Annotated in this window: 22 protein-coding genes; 12 read left to right on the plus strand and 10 right to left on the minus strand. The window is 61.6% G+C overall.

The window, feature by feature from the left end:
* Window positions 1-14: 14 nt before the first annotated feature.
* Complete coding sequence (locus H3221_RS00760) at window positions 15-1229, plus strand: glycosyltransferase family 4 protein (protein ID WP_196473662.1); 1215 nt, start codon at window positions 15-17, stop codon at window positions 1227-1229.
* Window positions 1230-1382: 153 nt separating this feature from the next.
* Here H3221_RS00760 and H3221_RS00765 read toward each other — a convergent pair whose 3' ends face one another.
* The 4 genes from H3221_RS00765 to rluD form a co-directional block, all read right to left on the minus strand.
* Window positions 1383-2492, minus strand: coding sequence for an NADH:flavin oxidoreductase (locus tag H3221_RS00765; RefSeq protein WP_196473663.1), 1110 nt, complete (start codon window positions 2490-2492; stop codon window positions 1383-1385).
* Window positions 2493-2519: 27 nt separating this feature from the next.
* Window positions 2520-3110 (minus strand): TetR/AcrR family transcriptional regulator, encoded by a 591-nt coding sequence (locus H3221_RS00770; protein ID WP_450091408.1) that lies wholly within the window; start codon window positions 3108-3110, stop codon window positions 2520-2522.
* Window positions 3111-3413: 303 nt separating this feature from the next.
* Complete coding sequence (gene pgeF, locus H3221_RS00775) at window positions 3414-4145, minus strand: peptidoglycan editing factor PgeF (RefSeq protein WP_196473665.1); 732 nt, start codon at window positions 4143-4145, stop codon at window positions 3414-3416.
* Complete coding sequence (gene rluD / locus H3221_RS00780; RefSeq protein WP_196473666.1) at window positions 4142-5116, minus strand: 23S rRNA pseudouridine(1911/1915/1917) synthase RluD; 975 nt, start codon at window positions 5114-5116, stop codon at window positions 4142-4144. The genes pgeF and rluD overlap by 4 nt, the downstream gene beginning before the upstream one ends.
* A gap of 138 nt (window positions 5117-5254) precedes the next feature.
* On the opposite strand from rluD, the gene H3221_RS00785 reads away from it, so the two are divergent.
* The 4 genes from H3221_RS00785 to H3221_RS00800 all read left to right on the plus strand — a co-directional run bounded on the left by H3221_RS00785 (window position 5255) and on the right by H3221_RS00800 (window position 9601).
* Entirely contained in the window at window positions 5255-6247 is a 993-nt protein-coding gene (locus H3221_RS00785) for an outer membrane protein assembly factor BamD (protein ID WP_196473667.1), read from the plus strand.
* Window positions 6248-6439: 192 nt separating this feature from the next.
* Window positions 6440-6676: a PP0621 family protein gene (locus tag H3221_RS00790; RefSeq protein WP_196473668.1), complete on the plus strand. Its 237-nt coding sequence runs from the start codon at window positions 6440-6442 to the stop codon at window positions 6674-6676.
* On the plus strand, window positions 6666-8258 hold the full coding sequence (locus H3221_RS00795) for a sensor histidine kinase (RefSeq protein WP_196473669.1): 1593 nt from the start codon (window positions 6666-6668) through the stop codon (window positions 8256-8258). Before H3221_RS00790 ends, H3221_RS00795 begins: the two co-directional genes overlap by 11 nt.
* Window positions 8259-8260: 2 nt before the next feature.
* A complete protein-coding gene (locus H3221_RS00800; protein ID WP_196473670.1) occupies window positions 8261-9601 on the plus strand; it encodes a sigma-54-dependent transcriptional regulator in 1341 nt (446 codons plus the stop codon).
* A gap of 136 nt (window positions 9602-9737) precedes the next feature.
* On the opposite strand, the gene thiO is transcribed toward H3221_RS00800, so the two are convergent.
* Complete coding sequence (gene thiO, locus H3221_RS00805; RefSeq protein WP_196473671.1) at window positions 9738-10829, minus strand: glycine oxidase ThiO; 1092 nt, start codon at window positions 10827-10829, stop codon at window positions 9738-9740.
* A gap of 89 nt (window positions 10830-10918) precedes the next feature.
* On the opposite strand from thiO, the gene H3221_RS00810 reads away from it, so the two are divergent.
* The 7 genes from H3221_RS00810 to H3221_RS00840 all read left to right on the plus strand — a co-directional run bounded on the left by H3221_RS00810 (window position 10919) and on the right by H3221_RS00840 (window position 18230).
* Window positions 10919-11428 (plus strand): GspH/FimT family protein, encoded by a 510-nt coding sequence (locus H3221_RS00810; protein WP_196473672.1) that lies wholly within the window; start codon window positions 10919-10921, stop codon window positions 11426-11428.
* Window positions 11429-11569: 141 nt separating this feature from the next.
* Window positions 11570-12058 carry a GspH/FimT family pseudopilin gene (locus H3221_RS00815; protein WP_196473673.1) on the plus strand — a complete coding sequence of 163 codons (489 nt, stop codon included), beginning with the start codon at window positions 11570-11572 and terminating at the stop codon, window positions 12056-12058.
* An 8-nt stretch (window positions 12059-12066) separates the two neighbouring features.
* A complete protein-coding gene (gene pilV / locus H3221_RS00820; RefSeq protein ID WP_196473674.1) occupies window positions 12067-12627 on the plus strand; it encodes a type IV pilus modification protein PilV in 561 nt (186 codons plus the stop codon).
* Window positions 12624-13472, plus strand: coding sequence for a PilW family protein (locus tag H3221_RS00825; protein ID WP_196473675.1), 849 nt, complete (start codon window positions 12624-12626; stop codon window positions 13470-13472). The genes pilV and H3221_RS00825 overlap by 4 nt, the downstream gene beginning before the upstream one ends.
* On the plus strand, window positions 13469-14116 hold the full coding sequence (locus H3221_RS00830; protein ID WP_196473676.1) for a PilX N-terminal domain-containing pilus assembly protein: 648 nt from the start codon (window positions 13469-13471) through the stop codon (window positions 14114-14116). The genes H3221_RS00825 and H3221_RS00830 overlap by 4 nt, the downstream gene beginning before the upstream one ends.
* 11 nt (window positions 14117-14127) lie before the next feature.
* On the plus strand, window positions 14128-17802 hold the full coding sequence (locus H3221_RS00835; protein ID WP_196473677.1) for a pilus assembly protein: 3675 nt from the start codon (window positions 14128-14130) through the stop codon (window positions 17800-17802).
* 2 nt (window positions 17803-17804) lie between these two features.
* Window positions 17805-18230, plus strand: coding sequence for a type IV pilin protein (locus tag H3221_RS00840; protein ID WP_196473678.1), 426 nt, complete (start codon window positions 17805-17807; stop codon window positions 18228-18230).
* Between the two features lie 94 nt (window positions 18231-18324).
* Here H3221_RS00840 and ispH read toward each other — a convergent pair whose 3' ends face one another.
* The 5 genes from ispH to ribF form a co-directional block, all read right to left on the minus strand.
* Complete coding sequence (gene ispH, locus H3221_RS00845) at window positions 18325-19269, minus strand: 4-hydroxy-3-methylbut-2-enyl diphosphate reductase (protein ID WP_196473679.1); 945 nt, start codon at window positions 19267-19269, stop codon at window positions 18325-18327.
* Between the two features lie 186 nt (window positions 19270-19455).
* The gene (locus tag H3221_RS00850) at window positions 19456-19893 is read right to left on the minus strand and encodes an FKBP-type peptidyl-prolyl cis-trans isomerase (RefSeq protein WP_160019541.1); all 438 of its coding nucleotides are present in this window, start codon (window positions 19891-19893) and stop codon (window positions 19456-19458) included.
* Entirely contained in the window at window positions 19890-20399 is a 510-nt protein-coding gene (lspA, locus tag H3221_RS00855) for a signal peptidase II (RefSeq protein ID WP_059390538.1), read from the minus strand. Before lspA ends, H3221_RS00850 begins: the two co-directional genes overlap by 4 nt.
* On the minus strand, window positions 20392-23226 hold the full coding sequence (gene ileS / locus H3221_RS00860; RefSeq protein ID WP_196473680.1) for an isoleucine--tRNA ligase: 2835 nt from the start codon (window positions 23224-23226) through the stop codon (window positions 20392-20394). Before ileS ends, lspA begins: the two co-directional genes overlap by 8 nt.
* Entirely contained in the window at window positions 23223-24173 is a 951-nt protein-coding gene (gene ribF, locus H3221_RS00865; protein WP_196473681.1) for a bifunctional riboflavin kinase/FAD synthetase, read from the minus strand. Before ribF ends, ileS begins: the two co-directional genes overlap by 4 nt.
* Window positions 24174-24249 lie beyond the last annotated feature (76 nt).

A 24249-nucleotide genomic window follows, 5' to 3' on the forward strand; every position in this document is an offset into this window, starting at 1 on the left:
CAGAGACTGCGTATATGAACGCACCGTCTCTGCATGTCGCCCTGATCAGCGAAACCTTTCCGCCGGAAATCAACGGCGTGGCCAACACCCTCGGCCGCCTGGTCGATGGCCTGCGTGGCCGCGGCCATCGCGTACAGCTCATACGGCCGCGCCAGGAGGTCGATCAGGAGCAGGACGCCGGCCATGATCTGCTGCTCACGCGCGGCTGGCCGCTACCCGGCTACCCTGGTCTGCAGTGGGGGCAGTCATCCCTGCACAAGCTGCTCAGGCGCTGGCAACGGCAGCGACCGGATGTGCTCTATATCGCTACCGAAGGACCGCTGGGCCTGTCTGCTTTGCGCGCAGCCAGGCGTCTGGCGATCCCGGTGGTCAGCGGTTTTCACACCAACTTCCAGCAGTACACCGGGCACTACGGCATCGGCCTGCTGACGCGGGCAATGACCAACTACCTGCGCTGGTTCCACAACCGCACGCAACTGACGCTGGTGCCGAGCATCGGCCAGAAGGTCGACCTCGAACGCCGCGATTTCGAACGCCTCGTCCTGCTTGCCCGTGGCGTCGACAGCCAGTTGTTTCACCCAAGCAGACGCAACGAGGCCCTGCGTGAAAGCTGGGGCCTGGGGCCGGATGATCTGGCGGTGTTGCATGTCGGTCGCCTGGCGGCAGAGAAGAACCTCGGCCTGCTGGTCAAGGCCTTCCACGCCCTGCAGAAGGCACACCCACAACGACGCATGCGCCTGATTCTGGTCGGCGACGGACCGCTGCGCGCCAGCCTCCAGGCGCAATTACCAGAGGCGCTGTTCTGCGGCCTGCAACGCGGTGAAGCGCTGGCCACGCACTACGCGTCGGGCGATCTGTTCCTGTTTCCCAGCCTCTCGGAAACCTTCGGCAACGTGGTACTGGAAGCCCTGGCATCGAGCCTTGCGGTGGTGGCATTCGACCAGGCTGCAGCTGCCCAGCATATTCATCACGGCCACAATGGCATGCTCGCTCGCCCTGGCGACGAAGCCGGTTTCTGCGAAGCCGCCTGTGAGCTGCTGGAAGATGCGGAAGTGTTGCGGCGCATCCGCCTCAATGCCCGCCGTCATGCCAGCCACTTGAGTTGGGACGGCATCGTCGCGCTGTTCGAGCAACACTTGCGCAGCGCCATGCAGCCAACGTCCGAACAGACGAAGCCGGTGAATATCGACACCCCAGTGGCGATTGCGAGCAAAACGTCAGAGCACTGACCCATTCCCCGCCGGGTGCGCCGTGCGCACCGGGAACCCGACGCGATACCAAGCAGGTTCGCGCGGTGCCGCATCAATCAGCGCACATAAAAAAGCCCCGATGTGCCGGGGCCGAAACCGGGCGCCGGATCGCGACGCCCGCTAGAAACAGACTCAGACCAGCGTGGTCAGCGCATCGCGACTGAACGGCAGGATGTCCTGCTCACGCCCCTCACGCACCTTCAGCGCCCAGTCCGGGTCGACCAGCAGTGCGCGGCCCACGGCTACCAGGTCGAACTCCTCCTTGTTCAGGCGCTCGAGCAGATTCTCGAGGCTGGCAGGCTCGGCCACCTTGTCGGTCTTGACCATGAACTGCAAGAACTCGCCATCCAGACCAACGCTGCCGACGGTGATGGTCGGCTTGCCGGTGAGCTTGCGCGTCCAACCAGCCAGGTTGAGGTCGCTGCCTTCGAACTCCGGCTCCCAGAAACGGCGGGTCGAGCAATGGAAGATATCCACGCCAGCCTCGGACAGCGGCTTGAGGAACGCCTCCAGCTGCTCCGGTGTCTGCACCAGACGTGCGCTGTAATCCTGCTGCTTCCACTGCGAGAAACGCAGGATGATCGGGAAGTCCGGGCCGACTGCAGCACGCACTGCCTGGATCAGCTCGATGGCGAAACGCGAACGCGCGGCCAGGTCGCCACCGTATGGGTCGGTGCGCTGGTTGCTGCCTTCCCAGAAGAACTGGTCGATCAGGTAACCGTGGGCGCCGTGGATCTCCACGCCGTCCATGCCGATGGCTTTGGCATCTTGCGCGGCCTGGGCGAAGGCGGCGATCACCTCATCGATATCGGCCTGAGTCATGCCGTGCACGACCACTTCACCGTCCTTGACCTTCTCCATCGGGCCATAACCGGGAACGCTGGCATCCGGCTCGGTGCCCAGGCGACGCACGTTACCGACGTGCCAGAGCTGCGGGACGATCTTGCCGCCTTCGGCGTGCACGGCCTCGACCACCTGCTTCCAGCCGGCCAGGGCGTCTTCGCCGTAGAAACGCGGCACGTTCGGGTAACCGTTGGCGGCCTTGTGGCCGACGGTGGTGCCTTCGGTAACGATCAGGCCCACGCCCGCAGCTGCGCGGCGACGGTAGTACTCGATGACCTTGGCGTTGGGCACGCCACCGGGCGAGAAGGACCGGGTCATCGGCGCCATGACCACGCGGGTCGGCAGCTCCAGGTTACCGAGACGGAACGGGGCGAACAGGGCTTGAACAGGAGCGCTCATCATCTTTCCTCTGGGATTGAAGGGTAATCAGGCCTGCAGCAAACGCTCCAGGCGGGTGACGAAAGTTTCCAGCGGTTGCAGGTTGCGGCCCACCTTGAGGCGAGCAAGCACGCCCTGCCAGGCGTCGCTGATGAAGGTGGCGAGGTTGCCGCAGTCCTCGTCAGCCGACAGTTCACCGGCAGCCTGCGCCTGCTCCAGGCAGTCACGCAGAATGTCCACCGAGGCCTGCTGGATAGCGGCGACCTCGGCACCAATGGCCGGCAGCATCTCGCTCATCTCGAAACTCAGGCTGCCGATGAAGCAGTGGTATTGCGGCGTCTCCTGCCGGGCGAAATGCGCCAGCAGCTCGCGGTAATAGCCGAGGATGCGCGCACGCGGGCTCGCCGCCGGGTCGTTCAACGCCTGGGCGTAGCGCGCCAGACGTGGCCGATAGATGAATGCCAGCGCCTGCAGGGCGAAGTCTTCCTTGCTGGCGAAGTAGTGATAGAAGCTGCCCTTGGGAATCCCGGCCGCCTGGACGATCTCCAGCACGCCGGTGCCGTGGTAGCCACGGCGCGTCATCACCGCCGAGCCTTTGCTCAGGATCAGGTCACGCTTATCGAGTCGAATGCCGTTCATGGCGCCGAGCATATGACCGGTCGTCTCGCTCGGCACAGCACTATTGATAATGGTGATTGAGAGCTAAAAAGCAGGATGCAAGGAACCGTGCCTTTCGTGCTCAACAGCATGGTGGATCGATGAAGCGCGATCCACCCTACGCGCTGGATGGATGAACCTTTCGCGCCGGACGCCACGGTGGATCGGTGAAGCGTGATCCACCCTACGCGGACAATCGCGGCGGCCAGCCCGTAGGGTGGATGTCGCTTTTCACATCCACCACAGCGCCAGCGCTATCAAGCACGATGCCCCGAGGTAGATGGTTCAGGGCTGCAGCCAGATCAGCGAAGCAAAACGCCCGGTGCGGGCACTGCGGCGATAGGAGTAGAAGCGCGGGTCGTTGTAGGTACACAGGCCACCGCCGCTGACGGCGGTCACGCCGATGGCAGCCAGGCGGATGCGCGCCAGCTGGTAGATATCGGCCATGAACTTGCCGGCATTGGCGCTGGGCACGAACGCGCTGGCAGCCTCGACATGTTGCTGCACGAAAGCCTCACGCACTTCAGCCCCCACCTCGAACGCGGCCGGACCGATGGCCGGGCCGAGCCAGACCAGCAATTCCTGCGGTGCGACGTCCAGCGCCTGTACAGCCGCCTCCAGCACGCCACCGGCCAAACCGCGCCAGCCGGCATGGGCCGCCGCCACACGGGAACCGGCGCGGTCGCAGAACAATGCTGGCAGGCAATCGGCAGTCATCGCCGTGCAGGCGATACCGGGCGTGGCCGTCCAGTTGCCATCGGCTTCGATGACTGTTGCAGGATCAGCTGGTGCCACGACGGTGCCATGCACCTGACGCAACCAGGCTGGCTGGCAACCCAGGGCATCGACCAGATGCTGGCGGTTGCTGGCCACTGCAATCGGGTCGTCCTCGACATGATCGCCCAGGTTGAAGCTATCGAACGGCGCAGCACTGACACCGCCGCTACGCGTGGTGATGCAGGCGCGCACGTTGGCCGGCGCAGGCCAATCGGGCGTGAGCCAATCGTGGGCACTCACCCGACGAACGCCTCGCGATCCTGACGCAACAGGGTCAGCAGCCAGACCAGATCATCCGGCAGCTCCGACTCCCACTTCATGCGCTTGCCGGTAGCCGGATGATCCAGCTCGAGGAAACGCGCGTGCAACGCCTGACGCGGGAATTCCTTGAGGCTCTGCACCAGTGTCGGGCTGGCGGCCGGCGGAATGCGGAAACGACCGGCGTAGACCGGATCGCCTACCAGCGGGTAGCCAACGTGGGTCATGTGCACACGAATCTGGTGAGTCCGCCCGGTTTCCAGCTTGACCCGCACATGAGTGTGCGAGCGGTAGCGTTCAAGCACCCGGTAGTGACTGATCGCCGGCTTGCCGCCATCGGTCACCGCCATGCGCTGACGCTGGCTGGAGCTGCGGCCGATCGGCGCATCGATGGTGCCGCCGGCGGTGATCACGCCGATGCAGATGCATTCATAGATGCGGCTGACGGTGCGCTTCTGCAGTTGTTCGACCAGGTTGGTCTGCGCCTGCAGGGTCTTGGCCACCACCATCAGGCCGGTGGTGTCCTTGTCCAGGCGATGGACGATGCCGGCGCGCGGCACGTTGATGATGTCCGGAACGTGATGCAGCAGGGCATTGAGCAACGTGCCATCGGCATGCCCGGCAGCCGGATGCACCACCAGGCCGGCCGGCTTGTCGATCACCAGCAGGTGTTCGTCTTCATAGACGATGTTCAGTTCGATGTCCTGCGCGATCCACTCGCCCTGCGCCTCCTGCTCGGCATCGAGCACCAGGGTCGAGCCGGCATGCACGGTGTCGCGCGGGCGCGCCACGGCGCCGTCGACGGTCAGACGACCTTCCTTGATCCAGGTGGAGAGGCGCGAACGGGAGAACTCGCCAAACAGCTGCGCAGCCACCTGGTCGAGACGTTGACCGCCCTGTTCAAAGGGAACAATGGCTTGGAGTTGGATCAGCTGCTTGTTTATAGAAGTCATCTTCGGCAACGGCGGGAGCCAGGCCTTTGGTTTCGGCGACAGGCTTGTGGTTAAATACGGCGTCTTTGCCCCAGGGGTTTCCAGGGGCGCTCATCATAACAGGACGGCCGCGCGGCCGTCACAGGGACGCAAGCCGCCATGCAAGTGAAACACCTGCTGCTGATCGCCATCCTCGCCCTTACCGCCGCCTGCTCCTCCAAGCAGCCGGAGGTCGATGAAAACCTCAGCGAGGTGGAGCTGTACCAGCAGGCCCAGGCCGACCTGGACAACCGCAGCTACACCCAGGCCACCGCCAAACTGAAGGCGCTGGAGTCGCGCTATCCGTTCGGACGCTATGCCGAGCAGGCGCAACTGGAACTGATCTACGCCTACTACAAGAATGCCGAGCCGGAAGCTGCAAAGTCTGCGGCGGAACGCTTCATCCGTCTGCATCCGCAACACGCCAACGTCGACTACGCGTACTACCTCAAGGGCCTGGCCTCCTTCGATCAGGACCGTGGCCTGCTCGCACGCTTCCTGCCGCTGGACATGACCAAGCGTGACCCAGGCGCCGCGCGCGACTCCTACAACGAGTTCGCTCAGCTCACCAGCCGTTACCCGACCAGCCGCTACGCACCGGACGCCAAGCAGCGCATGATCTACCTGCGCAACCTGCTGGCTGCCTATGAGATACATGTCGGCCACTACTACCTGACCCGCCAGGCCTACGTCGCCGCCGCCAACCGTGGTCGCTACGTGGTGGAAAACTTCCAGGAAACCCCGTCGGTCGGTGACGGCCTGGCGATCATGACCGAGGCCTATCAGCGCCTGTCCCTGGACGACCTGGCTGCCACCAGCCTGGAAACCCTCAAGCTCAACTACCCCGATCACCCGAGCCTGGAAAGTGGCGAGTTCGTCCCGCTCGAAGAGGAAGCCGACAACCGCTCCTGGCTGGCCAAGGCTACCCTGGGCCTGATCGAAACCGACACGCCGCTGCCGCCGGGTGAAACCCGCGCCAGCCAGGACGTGGTTCGTCAGTACGAGGAAGCCGAGCAGCAGATACCGCGCGAACTGCAGCAGGACGCCAAGACCGGCGAAACCGCCAAGAAGCGCTCGATCTGGAGCTACATGACCTTCGGTCTGTTCGACTGATCGACACGTCAGCGCAAGAGGGAGGCCACGGCCTCCCTTTTTTCTGCCCGCAGATTTCATCCAGGCTACGGGCCCGACTCCGACTTGCAGCCCGCCCCCTCGGAATCAGCTCACAGCCTGCTACCGCCCCCCTGTGCCGATGGTCTCAGCTTGGCTAAACTGCCGGCTTTAACCGGATATAAAGAGCACACCATGGGCCTGTTCCGCCTGCTGTTCTGGGTTGCAGTGATCTTCGCCGCGATCTGGATCTGGCGTCGCTTCATCAGCAAAGCCAAAAGCACTCGCCCCACCGAGGACGCTGCAGCCCCGATGGTGCGCTGCGCACACTGTGGTGTGCACATTCCCAAGACCCAGGCGCTGAGCCAGGATCAGCAGTGGTACTGCTCTCAGGCCCACCTCGAACAAGGCCCGCACGCCGGTGACCGCTGATATCAGCGCGCCCGACAGCACGCAGGGACGACGCATCCTCAGGCTCTACCACTTCTATCGCCTGAGCATCGGCCTGGCGCTGATCCTGATGATCTCCAGCAACCTCGACGAGCAGTTGCTGGATGTCGTGCATATCGAGTTGTTTCGCACCGGCAGTTGGGTTTACCTGATCCTCAACATCTTCATCGCCGTGCTGGTGCAGAAACCCAAGCACCTGATGCAGCTGTTCAGCCTGGCGCTGGTCGACGTGATCTTTCTCTCCGCGCTGTTCTACGCAGCCGGCGGCACGCCAAGCGGCATCGGCAACCTGCTGGTGGTGGCGGTGGCCATCGCCAATATCCTGCTGCGCGGACGCGTTGGTCTGCTGATCGCCGCCGTCGCCGCCATGGCGCTGATCTACCTGACCTTCTACCTCAGCCTCAGCCGCCCGGCTGCCGCTGCCCAGTACGTGCAGGCCGGCGCCCTCGGCGCGCTGTGCTTCGCCGGAGCACTGTTCATCCAGGGCATCACCCGCCGCCTGCAGGTCAGCGAAAACCTGGCCGAACAACGCGCGGCCGACGTGGCCAATCTGGAAGAACTCAACGCACAGATCCTGCAGCGCATGCGCACCGGCATACTGGTGCTCGATACCCAACATCGTGTGCTGCTGGCCAACCAGGGTGCAACGCAACTGCTGGGGCGCGGCGAACTGACCGGCAAGATCATCGACCCGCATTGCCCCGAGCTGGTCAAACGCCTGCAACAGTGGCTGCACAACCCGACCCTGCGCCCGGAAAGCCTCCAAGCACAAGTCGATGGCCCGGTACTGCAGCCCAGTTTCATTTCCCTGCAACGCGGCGACCAGCAGCACACCCTGGTGTTTCTCGACGACATCTCGCAGATCGCGCAGCAGGCGCAGCAGCTGAAGCTGGCCTCGCTCGGCCGCCTGACCGCCGGTATCGCTCACGAAATTCGCAACCCGCTCGGTGCCATCAGCCATGCCGCGCAGTTGCTGCAGGAGTCGGAGGACTTGCACGGCCCGGATCAGCGCCTGGCGCAAATCATTCAGGATCACTCCAAGCGCATGAACCTGGTGATCGAGAACGTCCTGCAACTGTCACGCAGGCGCCAGGCCGAACCGCAACTGCTCGACCTGAAGTACTGGCTGCACCGCTTCGCCAGCGAGTTTCGCAGCTCGGCACCGGCTGACCGGCAGATTCACCTGGAGACTCAGGGCGGCAGCCTGCAAACGCGCATGGACCCGCATCAACTGACCCAGGTGCTGACCAATCTGGTGCAGAACGGCCTGCGCTATAGTGCCAAGCAGCACAAGATCGGCCAGGTCTGGCTGCGCCTTTTCCGCGACGACAACAGCGACCTGCCGGTGCTGGAAATCCTTGACGACGGGCCAGGCGTGCCGCCCGAGCAGGAGCAGCACATCTTCGAGCCCTTCTATACAACCGAAAACAAGGGCACCGGCCTCGGCCTGTATATTTCTCGCGAGCTGTGCCAGGGCAACCAGGCGCGCCTCGACTATAAACCTCGGGAAGGGGGCGGCAGTTGCTTCCGCATCACCTTCGCCCATCCGCGCAAACTGAGCTGAGCATGAACCGCCAGAGAGCCCTGATCGTCGACGACGAACCCGATATCCGCGAGCTGCTGGAAATCACCCTCGGACGCATGAAGCTGGATACCCGCAGCGCCCGCAACGTCAAGGAAGCGCGCGAGTGGCTGGCGCGCGAGCCGTTCGACCTGTGCCTGACCGACATGCGCCTGCCCGATGGCACCGGCCTGGATCTGGTGCAATACATCCAGCAGCGCCACCCGCAGGTGCCCGTGGCGATGATCACCGCCTATGGCAGCCTGGACACCGCCATCAACTCGCTCAAGGCCGGCGCCTTCGACTTCCTCACCAAACCGGTCGACCTCGGTCGCCTGCGCGAGCTGGTCGCCACCGCCCTGCGCATTCGCTCTCCCGAGGGTGAGGAAACCCCGGTCGACAGCCGTCTGCTCGGTGACTCGCCACCGATGAAATCGCTGCGCAAGCAGATCCAGAAACTCTCGCGCAGCCAGGCGCCGGTCTACATCAGCGGCGAATCGGGTAGCGGCAAGGAACTGGTCGCCCGCCTGATCCATGAGCAAGGCCCGCGCGTCGAACAGCCTTTCGTGCCGGTGAACTGCGGTGCGATTCCCTCGGAGCTGATGGAGAGCGAATTCTTCGGCCACAAGAAAGGCAGTTTCACCGGCGCCATCGAAGACAAGCAGGGGCTGTTCCAGGCGGCCAATGGCGGCACCCTGTTCCTCGACGAGGTTGCCGACCTGCCGCTGCCGATGCAGGTCAAACTGCTGCGAGCGATCCAGGAGAAGGCCGTGCGCGCCGTCGGTGGCCAGCAGGAAGTGGTGGTCGATGTACGCATCCTCTGCGCCACCCACAAGGATCTGGCAGCCGAAGTCGCGGCCGGCCGTTTCCGTCAAGATCTCTACTACCGCCTCAACGTCATCGAACTGCGCGTGCCTCCGCTGCGTGAACGTCGCGAAGATATCGCCCAGTTGGCCGACGTGATGCTCGCGCGCCTGGCCGATGGCACCGGCCTCGCCGCCGCCAGGCTGCACCCCGATGCCCTGGAAAAACTGAAGAACTACCGCTTCCCCGGCAACGTGCGCGAGCTGGAAAACATGCTCGAACGCGCCTACACACTGTGCGAAGACGATCAGATCACGCCCAGCGACCTACGCCTGGCCGACGCCAGCGGCCCGAGTAGCGAAGGTGGCGAAGCCAGCCTGGCGCAGATCGACAACCTCGAGGACTACCTCGAGGACATCGAACGCAAGCTGATCATGCAGGCTCTGGAAGAAACGCGCTGGAACCGTACGGCGGCAGCTCAGCGTCTGGGCCTGACCTTCCGTTCGATGCGCTATCGACTGAAGAAACTGGGTATCGACTGAAGCTCGCCCTCAGCACCCGCACGGCGTACCGGGCGGCGATTCGTTCGCGAAGCAGCGCCATTGCTGTCCATGGCAGGCCGTCAACTGGCGCTATGCGCGGCCCGCGTCACGGCCTACAAAGGCATCGAGTCACCGCTTACAGCCGCCCCGCCGGCGCGTAAGGCGCCGGATCGATGATCGGCTCGTGCCCCAGCAGCAGATCAGCCAGCAACCGGCAGGACGCTGGCGCCAGCACCAACCCGTTGCGGAAATGCCCGCAATTGAGCCAAAGACCGGGATACGCAGGCAGCTCGCCAATGAAGGGGATACCTTCAGGCGAACCGGGCCGCAAACCGGCCCAATGCCCCACCACCTCGGCACCCTTGAGTGCAGGCAACAGTTCTTCGGCCGAGGCCTTGAGGCTTTCCAGCGCATTATCGGTCGGCGTCTTGTCGAAGCCGGCGTATTCCAGCGTGCTGCCAATCAGGATATGCCCATCACGCCGCGGGATCGCATAGCGCCCCCTGGCCAACACCATGCTGGGCAGAAAGTCCTCGGCGCACTTGTAGAGAATCATCTGCCCCTTCACCGGCTCGACCGGTAACTCCAGACCAAGCGTTTTGAGCAGTTCGCCACTCCAGGCCCCGGCAGCCAGCACCACGCGCTCGGCACGGATCTCACCATCGGCCGTAGTCACGCCGCAGATCCGACCCGCCTCCCGGATAAAGCCCGTGACCGGGCAATGCTCACGCAGCTCCACGTTCGGCATGGCCGCCAAAGCCGCTCGCAGCGCTTTGACCAACCGAGGATTACGCACATTGGCCACGCCCGGCATATGGATGGCGCGCTCAAAACCACCACCCAGAACAGGCACCTGCCGATACGCCTCGGCGATATCCACTGGAAAAAGCGGACGCCCCTCGCGTGCAGCCCAGGCCAGCGCCTCGGCCTCATCATCGAGATCCAGCCAGTACAACCCGGTGACATGCACCTCGGGATCAACACCGGTGTCTTCCAGCAACTGCCGCGCAAAACCCGGATAGAAATCCTGCGACCAATGCGCCAACGCCGTCACCGCTGCGCTGTAACGCCAGGGATAGAGCGGGGACACGATGCCGCCGCCGGCCCAGGAAGATTCGCGGCCGACACCGGATGACTCGATCAGCACCACCGCGACACCCGCACGAGCCAACAACAGGCTGCTCAGTAGGCCGATAGCACCACCGCCAACTACCACCACATTTTTCACCCTATCGCCTCCACACTTGCCAGATTAATAGCAGCGGTCTACACCTTTTAAGAGCCAGGAAGGCACTCACCACCGCAGGGATACCCACCATGCGCAACTCGCTGCAACGAGCCACAACCCTCCCCGAACTCCTCGTTACCCTCGCATTGCTGGCGCTACTCAGCACCTACGCGGTACCCAGCTTCGCCAAGTGGATTACCAGCAATAAACAAAAAATGCTGCGCGAGAAGCTCCTCTATAGCCTGCAGATGGCAAGAACCCAGGCCGTGCTGAAGAGTCGCTCCATGGAGTTATGCGGATCGACGGATGCCCTCGACTGTGACGAAAACTGGCACAAAGGCTGGATTCTACGTGTTGCAGCCAGCAAAGAAATCCTGGCGGCCGAACAATTGCACCAAGTCGACTTGCCCTTACGCTGGAAGGGTTCCGGAGACCGGATTCTGTTTCGCAATAACGGCCAAACGCCCATGAGCAACGGTCGTTTCACGCTCTGTGAGGACGACGGCAACCTGCTCTGGCAACTGATCATCAGCCGACAGGGGCGCATCCGCCAAGCCACTGCCAAGGAAAACCTTGTCGAGGCCCACCGCTGCATCTAGCAGCAATAAATCGTGAACTGGCGCAAATATTCCGGGCACCACCCGCCGGTCGTCCCGTCACTTGCGCCAGTTATCCCGCGACAGGCGACCCGAGCACTCATTTAGGCGAGCATTGACCTGACATTCATAGTGGAGTTCACCATGTCAGGCCCAGTGACAAGCCGTGGTTTTACCCTGATAGAGCTGATGATCGTCCTGGCACTGTTGGCCATCGTCTCCTTTATTGCGGTACCGAACTTCATGGACTTCATCGAGCGCAACCGCATACAGACCCAGGCACAAGAGCTGCAAGCCTTCCTTCTGTATGCCCGCGGCGAAGCGGTGAGCCGCAACACCAGCATCACGGTGGCCCTGGACGAAGACGACGATGACCTGTGGGTAGCCAAGCGCAGCTCGGGCGAAGTCATCCGCCAGCTCACCCAGAACCCCGAGTTGGTGCAGATAGATTCCAGCGCCGACGAAGTGCGTTTCAGAAGCAACGGCACTGCAACCGCAGCCAGCTTCGTCGTCTGCAAGGACGGTGATACCGAGCGAGGGTTTTCCCTGCAAATTCAGGCCAGTGGCGCTATTACGCTGAGCCAGGCGGGCAAGAATGCTGACGGCAACGACCTGAACAGCTGCACTCTGTGAGGAAGATGATGACAACTGCAAAAGGCTTCAGCCTGATCGAAGTACTTGTGGCGCTACTGCTCACCACCATCGGTGTGCTTGGCATGGTCGCACTGCAAGGCCGCAGCATTCAGTACACCCAAGACTCGGTACAACGTAACACTGCGGTGGAACTGGCCAACGACCTGATCGAGATCGTCCGCGCCAACCCTCAACTGATGTTCAATAACGTGCCGCCAACGTTCCCTATGAACAGCGGCATGCGCAGCTCCTCAGCCTTCTATAAGGCCAAGACCGAAGATTTCAGCAACCGCGAAGATTGCGTCGTCAGCGCCACCGAACTCGCAAAAACAGCCCTGGAGCAACGCGATTGCTGGGCTGATCGTGTCGAACAAATGCTTCCTGGCGGCAGCGAACTGTTTACCAGCGATATGTACGTCTGCCGCAGTGCCACACCGGGGCAATGCAACAACAACCAAGGTTCGATGCTTGAAATCCGCCTGGCCTGGCAAGTTCGTGCAGGCGCTTGCCTGGACGCCAGTGATCCCCAGGCCACCATTTGTACCTACACCGTGCGGGTTCAGCCATGAAGAGCAGCCAACGCCAGAACGGCCTGTCAATGATCGAGCTGCTGATCAGCCTCGCGATCAGCAGTTTCCTGATTCTCGGTATCACTCAGGTCTACATCGACAACAAGCGCAACCAGGTTTTCCAACTAAACCAGATGGGCAACCTTGAAGGCAGCCGTTTTGCAGCGCTGGTCATCGACCAGTATCTGGGCAAGGCCGGTTATCGGCGCAACCCCGCCGCCCTGATCGAGACCAGCTTCCCTAGCCGACCGGCCGGAGGCGACTGCCTTGAATTCAAGCTTGGACACACTGCAACAGGACTGGACCCCGACGTTGGGGAGGGGTTCTGCATCCGTTATCAACCTCAGGTAAGCGGTGAGCTGGATTGCCAAGGAAGCAGCAGCGGTGTCAATTACACCGAAGCCTTCCCCGGTAACTTCCCCAGCGCCGACCAGGTCATTCTTGCATTCAAGTATGAGTCTGGCGGTAACACCGACCTGCAGAAGGGACGGTTGCTGTGCAAGAACCTAAACGCCACCACCCCCCAATATAGTGAGCTCTTGAGTGGCATTGCCGATATCCGCCTGGAGTTCGGTGTAGGCAACAACGACGCGCTGGATAAGGAAGTGAGCACCTTCATTTCGCAGAAAGACTGGACAGCCGACTCCGGCGCCATTCGCAGCATTCGCTACAACCTGCTGCTGACCAGTGGCGCAAAACTGCGCGACAGCGATGACTCGCTGATACTGGACAAATGGCTGGAGGGCGCCCCTGAAGCGAGCAAGACGCGCCTGCAGAGCGCTGACAACCGCCGCATCTACCAGATCGCCAGTAGCACGCAAAACCTCAGGAATCTCATGCCATGACAGCTTTCCCTAGTCACCGCCAAAACGGCGCCGTTCTGCTCGTCGCCCTGGTCATGCTTCTGGTGCTGACGCTTCTGGCGGTCAGCAGCATGCGCAGCGTCACCCTGGAAACGCGCATCACCGCCAATCGCGCGCAAAGCGTGCAACTGGTCAATGTCGCCGAGGCTGGCCTGCGTGAAGCGGAATTCCGCTTTTACGGTCCAGGCAACCTGGCCGACAAGCTAAATGCCAACCCCGCCAACTGCAATACGAACAACACCTTGAAGACCAACGGCTTGAACAAACCCTGCCTGCTGGAAATTCTTGGTGACAAGTTGCAGGCGTTCGTGGAAGAACCTCAGGAAATAAACGACAGCTTCCTGGACGCCAACTCAAATGGCGGCCTGGCCTGGATGCCTTATCGGGGTACGGATCCAGCCAATTCCACCGAGCCCAGCGGCAGCCACACAGCCCAATGGAACAGCATGCTGGCAGGCGAAAGCGAGACAGCGGCAGTCAATGCCGAATACGGCATGGCTCTTGAAGGACAGGGCACCTACTTCTATCTGAACAACGCCAAGGCCACTCCGAAAGAGGGCCAGAGCGGCGGCGTTTCTTACGTACAGTCGAGCCACGCCAATATCTACCTCGGCCTCAATAACTGAGATCAGCCAACATGAACGCCATTCGTGACATTCGCGCCAAGACATTCGCCAGCACCCTGTCCGGCATCGTCCTGCTTAGCGCGGCGAACAGCTATGCCGACGTATCCCAGACACCGCTCAGTCTTACCATCGGCGTGCCGCCGAACATGCTGGTGACGCTGGATGACTCGGGCAGTATGCGCTGGGCTTTCGCCCCCGATAACGTCAACGATACTCATGCAACCCGCCGGGCCAAGTCGAGCGCCTTCAACCCGCTCTACTTCAACCCCAATATCACCTATCGCGCCCCGACTGTGTTCACCACTGCTGGCGTCGAGCAGCAGTTGTCCACCAGTTACACCAACGCGCTATTGAATGGCTTCAAGAGCACATACGGCGGCATCGACCTACGCAGCAACTACAGGTTCACTTGGAGTTACGACCTGCGAAGCACCCAGGCCACCGCCTATGGTTACAGCAATACGTCCAACCGCCTTGGGGAAAACCCTTCCGCTGATTTCCCTAATTGCTTCGTAACATCATTAAATAACGGCCAAACGAAGACCTGCACAAGCGCTGGTACAACAGTCAGCATCAGACGCAATAACAGTGGCAATGGATGTACCGTTTCAGCAAGCGGCTGGACAAACGGTACCTGTAGTTATAACAGTAATAATGGACGCTACACTGGCGGCTGGGCACAAGCAGGCGTTCCCGCGTACTACTATACGTACGACCCCACTCTGGCCAATAACTGCACCACAGCCAACGACGACTGCTACAGACTGAACTTCGTCAGCAATGACCAGCAGCAGAACTTCGCCAACTGGTATTCCTTCTATCGCAACCGCGCCCTGGCGACGGTTTCTGCAGCCTCCCTGGCATTCTATGGCCTTTCGTCGTCTGTACGCATGAGCTGGCAGGGGCTGGGCAACTGCACCACGTTCACCGGCAGCGATACCAGCGACTGCTACAACAACGCATTCAAGGAATACTCTCCCGCTCACAAGGGTCAACTTTATGCCTGGCTGCAGGATATCAATTTCAACCAGGGCACTCCCCTGCCAGCAGCGCTGAAACGTGCCGGCGAGTTCCTCACCACCGCCACCCCCTGGCAGAAGAACCCCAACGGCAGCGGCAATACCACGCAGAACACCTATTCCTGCCGGGCTAGTTACCACATCCTGATGACGGATGGGCAGTGGAACGCCACCACCAGCATGCCCAGCAATTTCCGTGACGATGCGGCCACCTTCAACCTGCCGGACGGTCGCGCCTACAGCCAACGTCGCCCTTACTACGACACGACTGCCGAAACCCTGGCCGACCTGGCCATGCATTACTGGGCCACGGACCTCAATCCCAACCTGACCAATCGCATCCCCGCCTACATTCCTTTCAAGAGCGGCGATGCGACCACTGATTACTGGGACCCGCGCAACGACCCGGCCACCTGGCAACACATGACCAACTTCGTCATGGGCCTGGGCCTGACCCAGTCGCTCAATAACGCCAATGTGCCCTGGGCTGGCAGCACCTTTGCCGGCACGGGTTACAGCAACCTTGTGTCCGGCACGGCCAACTGGCCGGCGGCCTCCAGCGGCAGCGCCAACAACGTCTACGACCTGTGGCATGCCGCGATCAACTCACGCGGTGAGTTCTTCAGCGTGGACAGCCCCGATGCCATGGTGCAGGCCTTCGATGACATCCTCAAACGAATTGCCGACCGCAAATCCACTGCGGCCCGCCCAGCAATCAATTCCGGTCAGGTCAGTGCAGACGAAAATGATGAAGGCAAGGTCATCACCGTTTCGTACCAGACCTCCTACGCCAGCGACGACAACTGGTCGGGTGATGTGAAGCGTTTCGAGAAGTCCTGGAACGCACAAAACAATGCCTTCGAAACCGCTCAAATCTGGAGCGCAGAGTCCCAGGTACCGCCGTGGGCCAGCCGCAATATCAAGATCGCCGGCGACAACAACAATGGCATGGTGAATTTCACCTGGGCCAACGCAGGCTCTGCCAGCACCGTAGGCACGCTCGCCTACTGGCTCAGTCGCGACCCGGAAAACAGCAACGTCGTCGACAATCGAGCGGAGCAGCGTCTGGAATACCTGCGTGGCAACCGCAGCGGCGAAGGCACCACCTTCCGCCAGCGCAGCGGTGTGCTGGGCGACTTCTTTTCTTCCACGCCTGCCGTGGTCAGTGGGGCGCGCTACCTGGTCAACGTGACCAATGCACTCGAAAACACCAATACTTACAGCGAGTTCGCCAAAGAAGCTGCCAAACGCACTCCCCGACTCTACGTCGGCGGCAACGACGGCATGCTGCATGCCTTCAATGCCAAAACCGGCGCGGAAGAGTTTGCCTTCATACCCAGCAGTGTGTTCAACAAACTGAATAAACTCACGGGTAGCAACTACAGCCATGAGTTCTATGTAGACGGCACTCCGGTGGTAGGCGATGTGTTTACCGGCACCGAATGGCGCACCATTCTGGTCGGTACGCTCAAGGCAGGGGGAAAGTCCATTTTCGCCCTCGACATCACGACGCCCGGCGAAGAAAAACTGCTGTGGGAATTTGACGACAGCAAGCTTAGCGAAGCGACCGTGAAGATGGGCTTCAGCTTCGCCCAGCCGACTATCGCACGCCTGCACACTGGCAAGTGGGCAGTAGTGATCGGCAATGGTTACGAAAGTGAGGGCAATACCAGCGGTAAGGCTGCGCTGTTCGTTATCGATGCCTTGGAAGGCAACCTGCTCAAGAGCCTTGAAGTGCAAGGCACCGTCGGCGTCGCCAATGGCCTGTCGTCAGCCAAGCTTGGCGACTTCAACGCTGACGGTGTAGCCGACTACGCCTATGCCGGTGACCTGCAGGGCAATGTATGGCGTTTCGATCTTCTGCGCAGCGGCCGTAGCGTAGACGCTCCCTTTACTCGCGATGATGACAGTGAAACGGCGATCTCCGACTTCAAGGTTGCCTATGGCGGTAATCCACTGTTCAGTGCCACCTTCAACAGCACTCCCCAACCTATTACCTCGGCGCCGAGCCTGGTACTGCACCCCACCGGCTCTGGCTATCTGGTGGTCTTCGGCACTGGCAAGTTCTTCGAAACGGGTGACAAGGAAGGTAACAAGAACATTGCACAGACGGTCTATGGCATCTGGGACAAACAAACCCGGGGTCAACCCTCCAGCAACCCGGGGATCAACCGCAGCAGCCTGCAACAGCAGAGCATCAGCGAGCAAACCACTGTAAGCGCCGCAGATGGCACCACTCGTCAGGGACGCGTTATCAGTAACAACACCATAGATTGGAATACGCAAAACGGTTGGTACCTGAACCTGGTGCAGAACGATGGTGAGATGGTCGTGGAGAACATGTCTCAGCTGGGCCGGACCATCTTCATGCAGTCTCTGGTACCCAATGACGATCCGTGCGGCGATGGTGCAGCCAACTGGACGTATGCACTCAACCCGTTCACCGGTGGCCGAACCCCTCAGAACTCTTTCAGCTACACGCCGACGGGTGATGCGGAGAGCACTAACATTTCTGCAATTCGTCAGGATGGCGAAGGTGGCGGTACCATTTCGCAGAACTCCGACGGCGGCTTCCAGTACTGCACTGGCCAGACCTGCGCGAATATCTATCCCGACCCGTCCAGCATCGGCCGCCAGACCTGGCGCCGTGTGGAGACTGAGGACTAAACATGAGCAAGCAGTTGAACCGACAGCAGGGTTTCACCCTGATAGAAGTGATGATCGTGGTACTGATTATCGGCGTATTGGCCGCCATCGCGTATCCGAACTACAGCGAATACGTTAAACGCGGTAACCGCAGTGAGGGCCAGGCATTTCTCAATGACGTCTCGGCACGCCAGGAGCGCTATTTTTCGCAGAATAACGCTTACGTCACCAGTGACGCCGACGTTGGCAAGCTCGCGTTGAAGAATGGAAATATGTCAGAGACTGGCAAATACGAATTAGCGCTTAGCAAAGTCGACGATGATGGCGGCTATACCCTGACCGCCAATCAGCAGTTCGACGATACCAAGTGCGGAAATCTGACCCTGAACGCCCGCGGAGTCAGGGGCAGCAGCGGAAGCGGCATGAGTACTGCTGACTGCTGGCGTTGACATAAGCTGGAAAAAAAATGCCCCGGTTTCTGTGGAAACCGGGGCATTTTTTATTTTGAATCGCTGACTTTATCGAAGCAGGAACGTGCAGCGCTCAGAGCGCTTTCACCCTCAACTCCTTCGGCATCGAAAAGGTAATGTTCTCCGGCCGGCCATCCAGTTCGGTCTCCCCTACCGCGCCCCAGGTGCGCAGTTGCTCGACCACGCCCCGCACCAGTACTTCCGGCGCGGAAGCGCCCGCAGTGATGCCGATGCCACTCACGCCATCGAACCACTCACGCTGGAGATCCTCAGCGCCGTCAATCAGATAGGCCGGAGTCCCCATGCGCTCGGCCAGTTCGCGCAGGCGGTTGGAGTTGGAGCTGTTCGGGCTACCGACCACCAACAGTACATCGCAGTCGCTGGCCAGCTGCTTGACCGCGTCCTGGCGGTTCTGTGTGGCGTAGCAGATGTCGTCCTTGCGCGGGCCGCCAATGGCGGGAAACTTGGTGCGCAGGGCGTCGATCACCTTGCTGGTGTCGTCCATCGACAAGGTGGTCTGGGTCACGAACGCCAGGTTTTCGGGGTTGCGCACCTGCAGCTCAGCGACGTCCGTCTCGTCTTCCACCAAATAGATGGCGCCACCATTGCTGGCGTCGTACTGGCCCATGGTGCCTTCGACTTCCGGATGGCCTTCGTGGCCAATGAGGATGCATTCGCGGCCTTCACGGCTGTAGCGCACCACTTCCATATGCACCTTGGTCACCAGCGGGCAGGTGGCGTCGAACACCTTGAGGCCACGACGCGCCGCTTCGTCGCGCACGGCCTTGGAGACGCCATGAGCACTGAAGATGACGATGACATCATCCGGCACCTGATCCAGCTCTTCGACGAACACCGCGCCACGGGCACGCAGGTCTTCGACCACGAATTTGTTGTGCACCACTTCATGGCGTACGTAGATCGGCGGGCCGAAGACTTCCAGCGCGCGGTTGACGATTTCGATGGCACGATCGACACCGGCGCAGAAGCCGCGAGGATTGGCGAGTTTGATATGCATGGAGATTCTCGGCACGCGGTCATTCAGATGGGGCAGTGTAACGCGGGATCGACCAGGGTTCCCGCTTCACGTGGCCCGGATGAAGTCCGGGAAACGATGGTCACGCTTTCCCGGATTTCATCCGGACTACAGACTGCAACAAGAGCCTCGCGGCTGAAGCCGCTCCTACAAGAGCGGCTGCACGGGCTAGAGCGCCTTGACGTCGATGATTTCCACATCGAAGTCCAGCACCTTGCCGGCCAGCGGATGGTTGAAGTCGATGGTGACCTGCTTGTCATCGAACGCCTTGACCACGCCCGGCAACTCGGTATTGGCGGCGTCGTTGAAGATCACCAGCAGCCCTTCGGAGAGCTCCATGCCGTCGAACTGACTACGCGGCATGATCTGCACATTCTGAGGGTTCGGCTGGCCGAAACCCTGCTCTGGCTGCACCTGTACGCTACGTTTATCGCCGGCCTTGAAGCCATATAGCGCCTGCTCGAAGCCTGGCAGCAGATTGCCGTCGCCGACCTTGAAGGTCGCCGGCTGCTTGTCGAATGTGCTGTCGACCACGTCGCCGTTTTCCAGCTTGAGGGCGAAGTGCAGGGTCACTTCCCTGTCCGGCCCGATGCGTACGTCTGTCATTGCGCAGCCTCCTTCGCGGACTTGTCGCTCTTGAACATATCCAGCGCCAACAGGATGGCGCCGATGGTGATGAAGGTGTCGGCCAGGTTGAACGCCGGGAAGAACCAGCGGCTCTGCCAGTGCACCAGGATGAAGTCGACCACATGGCCGAGCACCACACGGTCATACAGGTTGCCCAGCGCGCCGCCCAGGACCATGGCCAGTGCCACAGCCAGCAGGGTTTCGTGACGCTTGAGGCGCTTGAGCCAGATCACCAGCACGACGCTGACAACGATGGCGATGGCCGCGAAGAACCAGCGTTGCCAGCCGGCTGCATCGGCCAGGAAGCTGAATGCCGCGCCGGTGTTGTAGGCCAGGGTCCAATCGAAGTAGCCCGGAATGACTTCGATGCGCTGATACATGCTCAGCGTGCCCTCGAAGATGTCCTTGGTCACCCGGTCGGCGACCAGGATCAGCACGCTCAGCAGCAGCCAGGGCAGATGCCCGAAACGCGAGGACTCAGGCATGCTTGCGCACCTCACCGATGCCTTCGATGTTGCTCACGCAGCGACCGCACAACTCCGGATGCGCAGCATGACTGCCGACGTCGGCGCGGAAGTGCCAGCAGCGGCCGCACTTGGCATGGGCAGATTTGAGGATCTTCAGCTTCAGGCCTTCGACCTCGGTCACCACCGCATCACTCGGCGCATCGGCCAGTGGCGCGGTCTGCGCCGCCGAGGTGATCAGGGCGAAACGCAGCTCGTCGCCGAGCTTGGCCAGGTCGGCCTGCTTGACCTCGTCGCAGAACAGGGTCACTTCCGCCTGCAGGCTGGCACCAATGGCCTTGGCCGTGCGCAGGTTCTCCAGCTCCTTGTTGACCGCAGCCTTGACCTGCATGACGCGGTCCCAATAGGCACGATCCAGTTCGAAGCCTTCCGGCAGGCGCTCCAGACCGGCATACCAGGTATTGAGCATCACCGACTCGTTGCGCTCGCCCGGCAGGAACTGCCAGATTTCCTCGGCGGTGAACGCCAGGATCGGCGCGATCCAGCGCACCAGCGCCTCGCTGATGTGGAACAGCGCGCTCTGGCAGGAGCGACGCGCCACGCTGTCGACAGCGGTGGTGTACTGACGATCCTTGATGATGTCCAGGTAGAAACCGCCCAGCTCCTGCACGCAGAAGTTGTGCACCTTGGAATAGACGTTCCAGAAGCGGTAGTCGGCGTAGGCCTCGATGATCTCTTCCTGCAGGCGCAGGGCAGCGTCCACGGCCCAGCGGTCGAGGTCGAGCATCTGCTCGGGCTGCAGCAGGTCCCTGGCCGGGTCGAAGCCATTGAGGTTGGCCAGCATGAAGCGCGCAGTGTTACGGATACGCCGGTACGCGTCGGCGCTGCGCTGCAGGATCTGGTCGGAGACGGCCATTTCACCGGAGTAGTCGGTGGAGGCGACCCACAGGCGCAGGATGTCGGCACCCATGCTGTCGATCACCTTCTGCGGTGCGACCACATTGCCGAGCGACTTGGACTGCTTGCGGCCCTGCTCGTCGACGGTGAAACCGTGTGTCAGCAGCTCCTTGTAGGGGGCATGGCCGTCGATGGCACAACCGGTCAGCAAGGATGAATGGAACCAGCCACGGTGCTGGTCGGAGCCCTCCAGATAGAGGTCGGCAGCCGGGCCATCGACATGCGCCAGCTCAGCGTGGGAACCGCGCAGTACGTGCCAGTGGGTGGTGCCGGAGTCGAACCACACGTCCAGGGTGTCGCGGCTCTTGTCGTACTGGTCGGCCTCGGCGCCCAGCAACTCGGTGGCGTCCAGTTTGAACCAGGCCTCGATGCCTTCCTGCTCGACACGCTTGGCGACCTCTTCCATCAGCTCGACGGTGCGCGGATGCAGCTCGCCGCTTTCCTTATGGGTGAAGAACGGGATCGGCACGCCCCAGTTGCGCTGACGCGAGATGCACCAGTCCGGGCGGCCGGCGATCATGCTGTGCAGACGCGCCTGACCCCAGGCCGGGACGAACTTGGTGTCTTCGATGGCGGCCAGCGAACGCTCACGCAAGGTGGCGCCGTCTTTCGGCTTGGTATCCATGCCGACGAACCACTGCGCGGTGGCGCGGTAGATCAGCGGCGTCTTGTGGCGCCAGCAGTGCATGTAGCTGTGGCTGATGGTGGCGTGCTTGAGCAACGCACCGACTTCGGCGAGTTTCTCGACGATGGCCGGGTTGGCCTTCCAGATGAACTGGCCGCCGAAGAACGGCAGCGAGTCGACGTACACACCGTTGCTCTGCACCGGATTGAGGATCTCGTCGTTACTCATGCCGTAGGCTTTGCAGGTGCGGAAGTCGTCCTCGCCATAGGCCGGCGACGAGTGGACGATACCGGTACCCGCGCCCAGCTCGACGTATTCGGCCAGGTAGACCGGCGAGAAGCGCTCGTAGAACGGGTGGCGGAAGCGGATCAGCTCCAGCGCCGAACCGGGGGCAGTGGCGATCACCGTGCCTTGCAGGTCGTAGCGCTGCAGGCAGCTTGCAACCATTTCCTCGGCCAGCAGCAGGATGCGCTCGCCGGTGTCGACCAGAGCGTACGTAAATTCCGGGTGTGCGTTGAGCGCCTGGTTGGCCGGGATGGTCCAGGGCGTGGTCGTCCAGATGACGATGGCGGTCGGTTTGCTCAACTCGCTCAAGCCGAAGGCAGCGGCCAGTTTGTCGGCATCTTCGACCGGGAAGGCGACGTCGATAGCTTCGGATTTCTTGTCCTGATACTCAACTTCGGCCTCAGCCAGCGCCGAGCCGCAGTCGAAGCAGAAGTTGACCGGCTTGAGCCCCTTGAACACGAAGCCGTTCTTGACCATCTCCGCCAGCGCGCGGATCTCGCCGGCCTCGTTGGCGAAGTTCATGGTCAGGTACGGGTTGTCCCAGTCACCCAGCACACCGAGACGGATGAAGTTGGCTTTCTGCTCTTCGACCTGCTCGGCCGCATAGGTGCGGCAGCGCTCACGGGTCAGGTCCGCCGGCTGGTTCTTGCCGAAGGTGGTTTCGACCTTGTGCTCGATCGGCAGGCCATGGCAGTCCCAGCCCGGTACATAGGGCGCATCGAAGCCGGCCATGGTCTTGGAACGGGTGATGATGTCCTTGAGGATCTTGTTCAGCGCATGACCGATGTGGATGCTGCCATTGGCATAGGGCGGGCCGTCGTGCAGGACGAACTTCGGCCGATCTTCGCCAATCTTGCGCAGCTTGCTATACAGACCAATCTCGTTCCAGCGCTGCAGGGTCTGCGGCTCACGTTGCGGCAGGCCGGCCTTCATCGGGAACTGGGTATCGGGCAGGTTCAGCGTAGCTTTGTAGTCGGTCATTTCGGGCTCTTCATCAGCGGGTGGCTCTGCCAATAATCACGGGCAGCGGCGATATCGGCGGCAATCGCCGCCTTCAAGGCCTCCAGCGAGGCGAAACGCTGCTCATCACGCAGCTTGTGGTGGAAAGCCACCGAGAGACGCCGGCCATACAGATCGCCGGCAAAATCCAGAAGGTGAACTTCCAGATGGGCGCTGCCGTCACCGGCAACGCTGGGTCGCACGCCAATATTGGCGACGCCCGGTTGAATCACGCCATCGACTTCGCAGCTCACCAAGTAAACACCGGTCAGCGGCACCTTGCGCCGCTTGAGCTGGATATTGGCAGTCGGCGCATCGAGCTGGCGGCCGAGTTTCTGTCCGTGCAGGACGCGCCCGGCGATACGGAACGGTCGACCGAGCAGGGCTTCGGCCAGCTCGAAATCGCCATCGGCCAGTGCCTGGCGTACACGCGTGCTGCTGACCCGGCCACCCAGCACTTCGACGGTGGTAGAAGCATCGACGCTGAAACCGTGGCGCAGGCCTGCGGCCTTGAGAAATTCGAAATCGCCGGCACGGTCACAACCGAAACGGAAATCGTCGCCGATCTCCAGATCCTTGACCTTGAGCCCATCGACCAGTACGCGCTGGACGAACTCGGCAGCCGACAGTTCGCGCAGGCGGCGATTGAAGGCCAGGCACAGCACCATGTCGACGCCTTCTGCAGCCAGCAGGGCGAGCTTGTCACGCAGGCGAGTCAGGCGTGCCGGCGCGGTGTCCGGGCCGAAGAATTCACGCGGCTGCGGCTCGAAGATCACCACGCAGCTGGGCACGGCCAATTCCGCGGCACGCTCGCGCAGACGCGCCAGGATGGCCTGGTGCCCACGATGAACGCCGTCGAAATTACCGATGGTGACCACACAGCCCCGCGCCTGGGGCTGCAGGTTATGAAGACCTCGAACCAGCTGCATAGCACGCTTCTTGTTCACAAAGTGGCCGATTATACGCACAGCAGGCCACGCACAACAGGCATCGCGACGCCTTGAA

The sequence above is a fragment of the Pseudomonas chaetocerotis genome (assembly GCF_015712105.2).
Lineage (GTDB): Bacteria > Pseudomonadota > Gammaproteobacteria > Pseudomonadales > Pseudomonadaceae > Aquipseudomonas > Aquipseudomonas chaetocerotis.